12 protein-coding genes are annotated in these 12,550 nt (G+C 62.7%); 2 read left to right on the forward strand and 10 right to left on the reverse strand.

From position 1 onward, the window contains the following. Window positions 1–4: 4 nt before the first annotated feature. The 9 genes from WDO70_02995 to WDO70_03035 all read right to left on the reverse strand — a co-directional run bounded on the left by WDO70_02995 (window position 5) and on the right by WDO70_03035 (window position 9,870). A complete protein-coding gene (locus WDO70_02995) occupies window positions 5–940 on the reverse strand; it encodes an FAD-binding protein (protein MEJ0062177.1) in 936 nt (311 codons plus the stop codon). Further along, entirely contained in the window at window positions 937–1,686 is a 750-nt protein-coding gene (locus WDO70_03000) for an electron transfer flavoprotein subunit beta/FixA family protein (GenBank protein MEJ0062178.1), read from the reverse strand. Before WDO70_03000 ends, WDO70_02995 begins: the two co-directional genes overlap by 4 nt. An 87-nt stretch (window positions 1,687–1,773) precedes the next feature. Further along, window positions 1,774–3,351, reverse strand: coding sequence for a phosphoglycerate dehydrogenase (serA, locus tag WDO70_03005; GenBank protein ID MEJ0062179.1), 1,578 nt, complete (start codon window positions 3,349–3,351; stop codon window positions 1,774–1,776). A gap of 11 nt (window positions 3,352–3,362) precedes the next feature. Then, window positions 3,363–3,851, reverse strand: coding sequence for a DUF6314 family protein (locus WDO70_03010; GenBank protein MEJ0062180.1), 489 nt, complete (start codon window positions 3,849–3,851; stop codon window positions 3,363–3,365). Between the two features lie 19 nt (window positions 3,852–3,870). Then, complete coding sequence (locus WDO70_03015) at window positions 3,871–5,064, reverse strand: phosphoserine transaminase (GenBank protein MEJ0062181.1); 1,194 nt, start codon at window positions 5,062–5,064, stop codon at window positions 3,871–3,873. A gap of 97 nt (window positions 5,065–5,161) precedes the next feature. Further along, window positions 5,162–5,872, reverse strand: coding sequence for a hypothetical protein (locus tag WDO70_03020; protein MEJ0062182.1), 711 nt, complete (start codon window positions 5,870–5,872; stop codon window positions 5,162–5,164). An 8-nt stretch (window positions 5,873–5,880) separates the two neighbouring features. Then, window positions 5,881–6,570 (reverse strand): VIT1/CCC1 transporter family protein, encoded by a 690-nt coding sequence (locus tag WDO70_03025; protein ID MEJ0062183.1) that lies wholly within the window; start codon window positions 6,568–6,570, stop codon window positions 5,881–5,883. Beyond that, window positions 6,570–7,928 (reverse strand): phosphoglucosamine mutase, encoded by a 1,359-nt coding sequence (gene glmM, locus WDO70_03030; protein ID MEJ0062184.1) that lies wholly within the window; start codon window positions 7,926–7,928, stop codon window positions 6,570–6,572. The genes WDO70_03025 and glmM overlap by 1 nt, the downstream gene beginning before the upstream one ends. Window positions 7,929–7,938: 10 nt before the next feature. After that, complete coding sequence (locus WDO70_03035; protein MEJ0062185.1) at window positions 7,939–9,870, reverse strand: hypothetical protein; 1,932 nt, start codon at window positions 9,868–9,870, stop codon at window positions 7,939–7,941. A 166-nt stretch (window positions 9,871–10,036) separates the two neighbouring features. On the opposite strand from WDO70_03035, the gene WDO70_03040 reads away from it, so the two are divergent. After that, window positions 10,037–10,783 (forward strand): arginyltransferase, encoded by a 747-nt coding sequence (locus WDO70_03040; protein ID MEJ0062186.1) that lies wholly within the window; start codon window positions 10,037–10,039, stop codon window positions 10,781–10,783. Here WDO70_03040 and WDO70_03045 read toward each other — a convergent pair. Continuing rightward, window positions 10,780–11,169 carry an SET domain-containing protein-lysine N-methyltransferase gene (locus tag WDO70_03045; protein MEJ0062187.1) on the reverse strand — a complete coding sequence of 130 codons (390 nt, stop codon included), beginning with the start codon at window positions 11,167–11,169 and terminating at the stop codon, window positions 10,780–10,782. The genes WDO70_03040 and WDO70_03045 overlap by 4 nt on opposite strands. Window positions 11,170–11,251: 82 nt before the next feature. On the opposite strand from WDO70_03045, the gene WDO70_03050 reads away from it, so the two are divergent. After that, entirely contained in the window at window positions 11,252–12,442 is a 1,191-nt protein-coding gene (locus WDO70_03050; GenBank protein MEJ0062188.1) for a UbiH/UbiF/VisC/COQ6 family ubiquinone biosynthesis hydroxylase, read from the forward strand. Window positions 12,443–12,550: the final 108 nt, after the last annotated feature.

The following is a 12,550-nucleotide window of genomic DNA, read 5'->3' on the forward strand; positions in this document are numbered from 1 at the left end:
GCTTCTAAAGCGCCGCCGTCAATTCCGGCAAAATCTGGAACAAATCGCCGACGAGGCCGTAATCCGCGATCTGGAAGATCGGCGCGTCGGGGTCTTTGTTGATCGCGACGATGACCTTGGCGTTGCTCATGCCCGCGAGATGCTGGATCGCGCCCGATATGCCGATGGCGATGTAAAGCTCCGGCGCGACCATCTTGCCGGTCTGGCCGACCTGGTAATCGTTCGGCACATAGCCCGCATCGACGGCGGCGCGCGACGCGCCGACGGCGGCGCCCAATTTATCCGCCAGCGCCTCGATCAATTTGAAATTTTCCGCGCTGCCCAATCCGCGTCCGCCCGACACCACGATCTTCGCCGCCGTCAGTTCCGGGCGCGAGGATTGCGAAAGCTCGTGCGAGACGAAGCGGCTGCCGTTGGCCGTAACGGCGGCGGGCACGATGGCCGTGACCGTGGCGCTGCCGCCTTCCGCCGCGACGCCGGGGAAGGCCGTGCCGCGCACGGTGATGATTTTCAGCGCGTCGGAGGATTGCACCGTGGCGATGGCGTTGCCCGCATAGATCGGCCGCACGAAAATGTCGGCGCTTTCGATGCCGATGATGTCGGAGATTTGCGCCACGTCGCACAAAGCCGCGACGCGCGGCAGCAGATTCTTGCCGAACGATGTCGCGGCGGCGATGACATGCGAGAAGCCCTTCGCCTGCTCAGCGACCAGAGGCGCGAGCGTTTCGGCGAGGCCGTGCGCGTAAATCCCGGCGTCGGCGGCCAGCACTTCGGCGATACCCGCGACCTTCGCCGCCTGTTTGGCGACTTCGCCGCTGCCATGGCCCGCGACCAGCATCGCCATTGGAAAACCAAGCTTCGCCCCCGCCGCGACCGCGTGCAACGTCGCCGGGTTCAGCGTCGCGTTGTCATGTTCGGCGATGATTAATGTGCGTGTCATATCACTCGCGCTTCGTTCTTGAGTTTATCGACCAGCGTCGCGACGTCCGGCACTTTGATGCCCGCCTTGCGCTTGGGCGGCTCGGTGACTTTCAGCACTTTCAGGCGCGGCGCGAGATCGACGCCGAGCTCCTCCGGCTTAACGATATCGAGCGGCTTTTTCTTCGCTTTCATGATGTTGGGCAGCGAGGCGTAGCGCGGCGTGTTGAGCCGCAGATCGGTCGTCACCAGCGCGGGCAGCGTGAGTTCCAGCGTCTCCAGCCCGCCGTCGATTTCCCGCACCACCGTCACTTTATCTCCGGCCATGTCCATCTTGGAGGCGAAGGTCGCCTGCGGCCAGCCGAGCAGCGCCGCGAGCATCTGGCCGGTCTGGTTGCAATCGTCGTCGATGGCCTGCTTGCCCATGATGATAAGTTGCGGCTGCTCGCGCTTCGCCACCGCAGCCAGGGCCTTGGCGACGCCCAAAGGCTGCGTCTCGCCCTCGAAGGGAATATAGATGCCCCGGTCGGCGCCGATTGCCATGGCGGTGCGCAGCATCTCGCCCGCCAGATGCGGGCCGACGGTGACGGCGATCACTTCCGACGCGATGCCTTTTTCCTTCAGCCGCGCGGCTTCCTCGACGGCGATTTCGTCGAACGGATTGATCGCCATTTTGACATTGGCCAGCTCGACCCCGCTTTGATCCGCCTTGACGCGGATTTTAACATAGGGATCGACGACTCGCTTGATCGGCACCAGAATCTTCATGCAGCCGGTTATGCCCGATGAACCGCCCGCCATGCAATCGCCGCGTTATAATTATCACGGTTTTTGGACGAGTGTGGCGGGAATGCCCTAAAACCCCAATCCCCACGCCTTGACCACGCTCGGCAGCTTATTGATCTCGGCCAGCACGTTTTCCGAAGGCGGCTGGTCGATGGCGATCAGCGACAGCGCGTCGCCGCCCGCCTGATTCCGGCCCAGGTTGAAATTGGCGATATTCACGCCCGCCTCGCCGAGCCGCGTGCCGAGCCGCCCGATGAAGCCCGGCTGGTCGCGGTTATGCACGAACAGCATATGCGCGGTCAGTTCGGCCTCGATCGGCACGGAATCGATGGCGACGACGCGCGGTTTTTCTCCGCCGAACAGGGTTCCGGCGACGGAGCGCCTGCCGCTCTCGCTGTCCACGATGACGCGGATCAAAGTCTGGTAATCGGCGGCTTGCTCGCGGCGGGTTTCGCTGACGGCGATGTTGCGCTCGCGCGCGATCACCGGCGCGTTGACCATGTTCACGCTGTCGAGCAGCGGCCGCATCAGTCCCATCAGAACGATTCCCGTCAGCGGCTTGACGTTCAGTCCCGCGACATGGCCCTCATATTCGATGGTGACCGCCTTGACGCCCGTCTCCACCGTTTGCCCCGCGAGGCTGCCAAGCAGCTCGGCGAGCTTCATATAGGGGCGCAGGCGCGGCGCGTCCTCCGCCGAGACCGACGGCATGTTGAGCGCGTTGACGACCGCGCCGGTCAGCAGGAAATCCGCCATCTGCTCCGCCACCTGCAGCGCGACATTCTCCTGCGCTTCGTTGGTCGACGCGCCGAGATGCGGCGTGCAGATCACCTTCTCGTTGCCGAAAAGAATGTTGGTTTTGGCCGGCTCTTCGGCGAACACGTCCAGCGCTGCGCCCGCGACCTGCCCGGAATCCAGCGCCGCTTTCAGGTCGGCCTCGACGACCAGCCCGCCGCGCGCGCAATTGATGACCCGCACGCCTTTCTTGCATTTCGCCAGCGCCGCCGCGTCGATGATGTTCTTGGTTTGCTCGGTCAGCGGCGTGTGCAGCGTGATGAAATCCGCGCGGCGCAAAAGTTCGTCCAGTTCAACTTTCTCGACGCCAAGCTGCTTCGCCCGCTCGGCGGAGAGGAACGGATCGAACGCCGCGACCTTCATCTTGAGGCCGAGCGCACGGTCGGCGACGATGGCGCCGATATTGCCGCAGCCGATGACGCCGAGCGTCTTGCCGTAAAGCTCCACGCCCATGAAGCGCGATTTCTCCCACTTTCCGGCATGGGTCGAAGCGCTGGCGGCGGGCAGGTCGCGGGCGAGCGCGAACATCATCGCGATGGCGTGTTCCGCCGTCGTGATGGAATTGCCGAACGGCGTGTTCATGACGACGACGCCGCGCGCGGTGGCGGCGGGAACGTCGACATTGTCGACGCCGATTCCGGCGCGCCCGACGACTTTGAGATTCTTGGCGGCGGCGAGAAGGTCTTTCGTCACCTTGGTCGATGAGCGGATCGCGAGGCCGTCATACTCGCCGATGATGGCGGCGATCTCGTCCGGCTTCAGGCCGGTTTTCTGGTCGACTTCGACGCCGCGCTCCTTGAAGATCGCGATGGCGGCGGGGCTGAGGGCGTCGCTGATAAGCACTTTGGGCATGATGGATTCCTTTAAGGGTGACGATGGAGAAGCCCTAGGCTTCCGGAAGGTTTGCGGGTGAAGCTTGTTTTAGTAATAAAGTTGCCGCGAGGCCCTGTTGTTTCATGGGTCGCAGTGAAATGGTCGGCGTCCAGAATGCTATATTTCGAGCGCCGACGGTTCGCGCCGTCGGTCGGCAAGCCACCCAGCACGCCATGATCTAGATCGAGGGTCTGGAACGGCTTGCCGGCATCGATGCCGTCGGCGAAGGAGCTGATGATGGCGTCGTTATGGCGTTCGATGTGGAAATGCCGGAAACAATTGTATTTCTTTCCGCTCGCGGCGACCCACACTCGCCCTTTTTCTTCATAATCATAACGGCTGTTGCCGCGCGGCGCATAGCGCGCCTCGCCTTCCACGACGGCAATGACGGCCGGTTGGCCCGCTTGCCTGATTTCGCGCTTATAGAGCCAATTGCCGCTCCATTGCGCGAAAATGCTATCGATGCCGTTCGTTGTCATGCGACCGCCGAAGATGGAGTCAGGCGATTGCGCTGGCGGACTTCGCCGCCGCATAGGCCCAGTCGAGCCATTGCGTCAGCGCTGCGACATCCGAAGCCTCGACCGTCGCCCCGCACCAGATGCGCAGATGCGGCGGCGCGTCGCGATGGCCGTTGATGTCATAGGCGGCTTTGGCTTTTTCCAAAAGATCGGCCATCGTCTTGCAAAGCGCCGCCCGCTGCTCCACCGACAAAGCCGGATCGGCGATCGTGATCGTCACCGAAGTCGGCGAGCGATATTTTGGATTCTCGGCCATGAAAGCGGCCCAGGGCGTGCGCGCGACCCAATCTTCCAGAACTTTATAATTCGCGCGCGTCCGCGTCTGCAGCGCCGCAGCGCCGCCGAGGCTCTCGGCCCATTTCAGCGCGTCGATCGCGTCCTCGACGCACAGCATCGAGGGCGTGTTGATGGTTTCGCCCTGGAAAATTCCGGCATTCAACTTGCCGTCCTTAGTCATGCGGAACAGTTTCGGCATCGGCCATGAAGGCTTGTGGCTTTCCAGCCGCGCGACCGCGCGCGGGCTGAGGATCAGCACGCCATGCTGCGCTTCGCCGCCGAGAACTTTTTGCCATGAGTAAGTGACGACATCGAGCTTCGACCAATCCATCGGCAGGGCGAAAATCGACGAAGTGGCGTCGCAGATCGTCAGGCCCTCGCGATCCACCGCGATCCAGTCCGCGTTCGGCACGCATACGCCGCTGGTCGTGCCGTTCCAGGTGAACACAATGTCATGGGCGGGATTCGCTTGCGCCAGATCGGGCAGTTGGCCGAAATCGGCGACGAAGCTGCGCGCGTCGGTCAGTTTCAATTGCTTGACGATATCCGTGACCCAGTCTTTGCCGAACACTTCCCAGGCGAACACGTCGACCGGGCGCGCGCCGAGCAGCGACCACAGCGCCATTTCGACCGCGCCGGTGTCGGAGGCGGCGACGATGCCGATCAGGTAATCGTCGGGCAGGCCGAGAATCTTCCGCGACAGGTTCAGCGCTTCCTGCAGCTTCGCCTTGCCCGGCTTCGAGCGGTGCGAGCGCGCGATGCAAGCGCCTTCAAGCGCGTTAACGCTCCAGCCCGGACGCTTGGCGCAGGGGCCGGAGGAGAAATTCGGGTTTTTTGGGCGGATAGACGGCTGCGGGGGAAGGGATTCGGCAACGACGGCGGCAGCTTGCTGCGTCATGATGATAACCTATATTCAAAACGATACGTTGGGGTATCGCGGCCCGCATCGAACATAGCGGGTTTGCGGAAGGAGTCAAATCGACAGGTTATAAACGCTAGCAGGCGCCGGGATATGTGTACCGCAGCCGCAAATGGCATCCTTCGTCATAGATCGGGTAAAGGCTCAGCTCCCTGGGCTCGTAAGGCTTAAGGACAAAGCGGTCGCCGCCGGAGGAGCACGCTTCGCCTTCCTGTTCGTCCCGGATCAGAAGGGTTTTTGCCCTGACTTCCAGCACCATATAGGCGTGTGTGGAGAGACTGACGTAATCGCCTTTTTCCAGATATTTGACATTCGCGCCTTTTCTTTCGGCCCAGCCGAATTCGCCGCCAGGCAGCGCAAGACGGAACCAATCGCCTTCGCGCGCGATAAATGTCTGATGAAAATGCACGTCGCCCCAATCAGGATCGTAATCGTCTGGCTTGAAATACTGCACGTGACTCAGCGGAGAAATATAGGCAGCGCTCAGGCCGTTAGCTGGAGCATAGACGACCATGATGGAGCCTGCCGGTTTGCCGCCCGGCGTTTCGCGCAGTTCAATCATTCGGGTTTGCGGCGCGAGTACGCGAGCGGCGCAGGCCGCTGAGAGCGCTTCCTTTTCGCATAATTTTCCGAATTGATTGCTGTTTTCCAGCCAGTTCATCGCGTCGGCGTCGTACAAGGCGACCAAGCCGAAAGGCGTCTTGATCGCGGCCCGGCAATCGGACTGCGCGGCCATGGCATAACCCGGCAAACCGAGAAGCAGACACATCATGATGATCCGGCGCATAATTCCTCCTATCCCAAAAATCCCGCCAGCGCATAAGCCGCCGCAGCCGCCAGCGCGCCGATGAGCGTCGTCTGCACGGCGGAACGGGCGATGCCCGCGCCGCTGAAATGCCCTTTCGCGCCGCCGAAAATCAGCAGCGCGATCAGCGTGACGCTCGCCGACCAGAGCAGCGCCGCGCTAATCTCGCCGGTCAGCATATAGGGCGTGAGCGGCACGAGGCCGCCCGCGATATACGCCGTGCCGATCGTCAGCGGGCTATGCAGCAACCGGCGCGGGTCAGGCTCCTCGAGGCCGAGCTCGAATCGCATCATGAAATCGACCCAGGCGCCCGGATTCCGGCGCAGCCCGTCCACGACCATCGTCGCGCCGCGGTCGTCGAGGCCGTATTGTTTCAGGATTCCCGCGACCTCGCGGGCTTCTTCTTCGGGAATGTCCTTGATTTCCTGCTGCTCGCGGGCGCGTTCGGCGGCGTAATGCTCGGCGTCGGTCTTGGCCGCGAGATAGCCGCCCAAAGCCATCGCAATCGCTCCGGCGGCGATTTCCGCGACGCCCGCCGTCACGATCAATCTGGTGGATGCGACCGCGCCGCTCAGCCCGGCGGCGAGCGCGAACGGCACCGTCAGCCCGTCCGACATGCCGATGACGAGATCGCGCAAGGTGGCGCTGGCGGCGGTGTGATGTTCGGAATGCTCGGCCATCAAGCCGCCTTCGCGATCACCGCGCATAATTCCTCGACCAGCGCGCGCACGAGTTTTTCGTCGTCGCCTTCGGCCATGACCCGGATCACCGGCTCGGTGCCGGAGCGGCGGATGAGAATCCGCCCATTGCCGTTCAGCCGCTTCTCCGCCGCCGCGATGGCTTGGGTGACGTGCGGCTGATCCAATATCGCGGCGGACGTGACGCGCACATTGCTCAAAATCTGCGGCAGCGGCGCGAAGGAATGCAACACCTCGCTGGCGGGCCGCCCCCGCTTCTTGATGACCGCCAGAACCTGAAGCGCCGCGATCAGCGCGTCGCCGGAGGTGGCGTAGTCGCTGAGCAGGATATGCCCCGACTGCTCGCCGCCGATATTGCAGCCGTCGCGGCGCATCGCCTCCAGCACATAGCGGTCGCCCACGGGCGTGCGGGAAAGGCCGATTTTTTGCGTCTGCAAGAACCGTTCGAGTCCGAGATTGGACATCACCGTCGCCACCACCGCGCCGCCGCGCAGCTTGCCGTCCCGCGCCCAGTCATGGGCGATGGCGGCCATGAGTTGATCGCCGTCGACCCGCTTGCCCTTTTCGTCCGCGACGATCAGCCGGTCGGCGTCCCCGTCCAGGGCGATGCCGATATCCGCGCCATGCAGCACGACGCTTTCCTGCATCAGCTGCGGAGCGGTCGCGCCGCATTGGGCGTTGATATTGATGCCGTCGGGCGCGACCGCCACCGGAATCACCTGCGCGCCCAGCTCCCACAGCACGGTCGGCGCGGTGCGATAGGCCGCGCCGTTCGCGCAATCGACGACAATCTTCAAGCCTTCGAGGCTTAATCCGCGCGGGAAGGTGCCCTTGACCCATTCGACATAACGTCCCAGCGCGTCGTCGAGGCGGCTGGCGCGTCCGAGATCGGCCGAGGCCGCCGGCTGCAATTTCTCCGGCGTCGCCATCAGCGTTTCGATCTTCGCCTCGAATTCGTCCGACAGCTTATAGCCGTCGGGGCCGAACAGCTTGATGCCGTTATCTTCATAGGGATTATGCGAGGCGGAAATCATGACGCCGAGATCGGCGCGCAGGCTGGTGGTCAGCATGGCGACCGCAGGCGTCGGCAGCGGGCCGAGCAGCACGACATCCATCCCCATGCTGACAAATCCCGCCGTCAGCGCGGGTTCGAGCAGATAGCCGGAAAGGCGCGTATCCTTGCCGATCACGACCCGGTTGCGGTGCGTGCCGCGCTGGAACAAGGCGGCGGCGGCCTGGGCCAGGCGCAGCATGGTCTCGGCGGTCATCGGCTCGCTGTTGGCCGCGCCGCGAATGCCGTCGGTGCCGAACAACCTTCTTTGATTTCCGTTTTCCGTCATCTTCCCTCTTTCATTTGTCTTCCGTTGTAGCCTCCGCGCGTCCCGCCGGCAACTTGACCCTGAAAAGCTGTATATCCTGCTGCGGCAAAGGCACCGGCACAAGCCAGCGAGGATGCTCCCCGCTGACCAGCCGGTCGATCATGATACGCCCGGCATCGGCATCGGGCAGCAATTTCATGCCCTGCATGCGGCCCATTGCCGCGCTCAGGCGCATCTCCCTGGCCTCTTCGTCGGGATAATACAGCGCCGTGACGGTATTGCAGACAAGGACGAGATCGGCGTTATGCATCTGCAGGACCATGCGCGCATAGCCCGGGTCGCGGGCCGAGAAAAATTCATACGCCACCTGATTGCCCTCAAGATTGTAGGGGGCGGAAAAAACGCGGTGCTTGGTCCGGAATAGCAGCTCCGCCCCGCCGTTCAGGGTCGTCATGATGGAGCGCGGGCGGTCGCCGAAAAACTTCGGATCGTTCAGCACCCCGGCTATCGCCCATAAGTCGCACGGCTTCTTGCGGTACCAGGAGGGATAAAACAAAAGATAAGGCCAGCGGCTTTCCTGCGGCGATAGCGTCAGGCCGACCGCCAGAAACGGAACCATGAGAATTCCCGCGCACGCGGGACGAGCGAACCAGGGCCGCAGCCCTCCGGCATGCCGGAAGCCCTGCGCCATCAGCCAGGCGGCCGGCAGCAGGCTGTATAACTGAGCATAGGTTATGACCCGCGACTGCCAGAAAAGCCCCAGAAGAAAAACCGGCAGCTGGAATGCCGCCTGAATCGCCCACAGCCGCCGCCGGTAACCCCGGCTGCGAATGAGCATCGCCAGAAGCGTAATGCCCGCGATCGCGGGCAAGAGAATATTATGGCCGATCATCGGCCAGTAGATGGCGAACCATTTCCAACTGAATGAGAAATCGCCCAGGCGCGCGATCATCGATTGCGCTTCCAGGACATTGCCGAGAATGATTCTCTGATTATCGGCGCTCATGTCGGCGTAAACGCCGTGCCGCGCCTCGGGCACGGCAAACAGCATCAGGCCGAGGGCGGCGGTTCCGACAGCGCACAGGACGCCGAAGCGTCGCGTTCGCGATGCTTCGGCGCTGTAATGCAGGATCAGCAGCACCCCCGTCGTGAGGCTCGCGAATATGACATGCGGCATCGATAGGCGATACATTTCATGCAGTAGCCATTCTTCGGGCCGACGCAGAACGGGCAGCAAAATGAGGATTCCGGCCAGCAGGCCGAAGCCGAACAAGGGCGCGTCCCGCGCGGTTTTTCCGCCGCGAAAAGCCGCGCTTGCCGCGACGGCGGCGATGGTCAGCGCCGTCCACACCAGGGATTCCGTGCCGATCGCAAGCCCCCAGGCGCAGACGCCCCCGGCCAGCAGAAGCAGTTTGGGATTGGGCCGGAGCCCATAGCGCAGCAGGCATAGCAGATCGAGCATGGCGAGAAATAATTGCCAGCCATGATGATCGACCCGCATGGGACGCAATTGATGCAGTACCGGCAGCGCGCATAAAGTCGTCAGGACAAGCAGCCAGCAGCGGTCTCTTGGAATCAGCCCGCGCCCCAGCAACGGCGCGGCGAAGCAAAATGCTCCCAAGAGAAGCAGCGGCGTCATGAAGGCCGCGACGCCCGCCGCCGCCATGCGCCCGACCCAAGGCTCGGCCAGCGCCATGATCGCCGCGAGCGGCAGATCGACCAGCCGCGACCATGCCATCACGAAGCCCGGGTCCGCCACGAAGCGGCTGTGGGACAGGTCATACCAGCTCTGCCCGTCGAGCAGGTTGAAAACCTGCGCCATCCGCATGTAATCGTCGGGATCGTTGAACGTCGCCGTCCACATCTGGCTGCCGGTGATCAGCACGAAAGACAGGCCGACATAGGCGATGGCGAAGCTCGCCCACCAGATGCGGCGGTTCATGTCACGGACGGATGGGGTCATGGGGTTCAGACTCTAGGCACTACAATCTATAGCGCGTCGCCGCGGAAAGGATAAGGAATAATAGCGGCACGCCGGAATCCGTCATGAAAATGGATTTTGCATAGGCGGCTTATATTCATTAGAATAGACGTTCGGCTCCTAAAGACGATTCTTTTGGCGGGGCAGCATGTCGGTCATTCCATCCGGTCTCAGCAGGCTTGCGCAGTTTTACCTTTCGGGGCCGCTGCCCTGCCCCTATCTGCCGGGGCAGGTCGAACGAAAACTGTTCACCCGCATCAGCGGCGACGGCGACCGCGACATGATGCTGAATTCCGCGCTGACGCGGACGGGATTTCGCCGCAGCCACGACATCATCTATAGGCCCGCTTGTCCCGCATGCCAGGCTTGCATGCCGGTTCGCGTCCCGGCGTCCCGCTTCGCGCCGAGCCGCGGCCAGCGCCGCCTCGCGCGCCGCAACCTGGATTTATGCGTGGCGCTGGAAGACGCTTTGCCGACGCCGGAGCAATTCGACCTGTTCCTCGCCTATCAGGCCGCGAGGCATGGCGACGGCGACATGGCGCGGATGGGTTATCAGGATTATCGCGCCATGATCCTGGAGGGCCAGGCCATGACGCAGCTTTTGACCTTGCGCGATCGCCACGGGGGAACCTTGCAGGCGGTCATGCTGGCCGACCGGCTGGATGACGGACTGTCGGCGATTTACAGCTTTTACTCGCCCGCCGATCGCCGCCGTAGCCTCGGCACGCAATTGATCCTCAGCCTCATCGAGGCGTGCGTGGCGGAAAACCTGCCCTATGTCTATCTCGGCTATTGGATCAAGGCGGCCCGCAAAATGGCTTATAAGGGGCAGTTCCAGCCGCTGCAGACGCTCGGCGCGAACGGATGGACGGAAGAAGACGTCCAGACTCCCTAAATCGCCTTCCGGCAATTGGCCTGTCCGCAGCGGCAGGGAAGCTTGCCCTCATGATGCGAATCTCCATAGTCGCAGGTCAGTTCTTCCCCGGTTTTTATGTTGCGCCTGGCGTAAAACTCCGCGCGTCCATAGGCGATGCGGATAAACAGATTTGCGTCGCAGGAATGGTTGACGAATTGAAACGGGCCTCCGCCGACGCTGCCGTCGATGGCTTTCGTTTCACTGATTTCTATGATGACGATTCTTTTCAGCGTCTTGGCGCGCTTGCGCGCTTCCCGCACCGAAACAAGCTTGCCGGTGAATTCGCCGAGTTTCTTGCGGGCGCGGATCGGGCGGGTGGCGAACAGGCCTTTCCCTTGGATGGAACTTTTGCGGATCGACAACATTGACGGGCGGGCTCATAATTGCGGAAAGGGTTCGAAGTTGGCGTCATGCATAGGTCATAGGTATCGCAGCTTGCCGCAGGGGATGTCAAAAAAACATGATGTGATCGTTGTCGGCGGCGGCCTTGCCGGGCTTAGCCTGACGATCATGCTGGCCGACAAGGGCGTGCGGGTTTTGTGTCTCGACCGCGACCGGCCGTCGCGCCAGACGCGCCCCGCCTTCGACGGGCGCACCACGGCGCTGGCGGCGGCGGCTAAGAGTTGCCTGGGGCAAATCGGGGTTTGGCGCGAGCTTGCGCCGCATGCTTCCCCCATTCATGACATTCTGGTGACCGATCAGGGCGCGCCGCGCACACTGCATTTCGATCATCGCGTAGCGGGCGAGCCTTTCGGCTGGATCGTCGAAAATCATAGATTGCGGACAGCGCTTGGCCGCCGGGTCGCGGCGCTGCCGTCGGCTTCCTTGTCGCCGGAAACGCAGGTCGCGGGCATCGAGACGTCGCCGCATGGCGCCAAGGTCGCGGCGATGACGGCCCAAGGCGAGAAAATATTCCAGGCGAATCTGATCGCGGGGGCCGATGGCCGCCATTCCTTTTGCCGCCGGCAGGCGGGCATCGCCTGGCATGGGCAGGATTATTGGCAAGCCTCGGTGGTCTGCGTCATCGAGCATGACAAGCCGCACCATCATCTCGCGGTGGAGGATTTTCTGCCCGGCGGCCCGCTGGCCAGCCTGCCGATGCGCGGCAACCGAAGCTCGATCGTCTGGACGCACCACAGGACCACGGCGGCGTCCTTGCAGCAGATGGACGAGCAAGAATTCTGCCGGCGGCTCGAAGCGCATCTCGCGCCGATGCTCGGCGGCGTGCGGCTGGCAGGCAAGCGTTTTGTCTATGGCCTCAGCTGCTATCATGCGGCGCGCTACACGGCGCCGCGCCTTGCGCTGGCCGGCGAGGCCGCGCATGTCATGCACCCCATCGCCGGGCAGGGCTTCAATCTCAGCATGCGCGACAATCAATGTCTTGCCGGTCTTGTGGACGAGGCGCTCGGCCTCGGCCTCGATTGCGGCGGGCGGGAAGTGCTGAGGCGTTACCAACGCGCGCGGCGGGCCGATAATTGCCTGATGCTGGCGGCAACCGACGGTCTTGACCGGCTATTCTCGAATAGCGTTCCCGGACTCCGTCTCGTCCGGCAAACCGGCCTTGCGGCGGTGGATCGCATGCCGAAGCTCAAGAAGTTTTTCATGCGCGCCGCGATGGGGCATCTAGCGGTAACATAAGGCAAATTTAAGATTAAGCTGATTGGGCCAGTGGTTAACGTCCGCGCCCTTAATTAAGCATTTTTTCAGAGCATTTAACGGTATATTCATGTCGCCTACGTACCATAA

It is taken from the genome of Alphaproteobacteria bacterium (assembly GCA_037200005.1).
In the GTDB taxonomy this organism is placed as follows: Bacteria; Pseudomonadota; Alphaproteobacteria; order UBA9219; family RFNS01; genus JBBCGY01.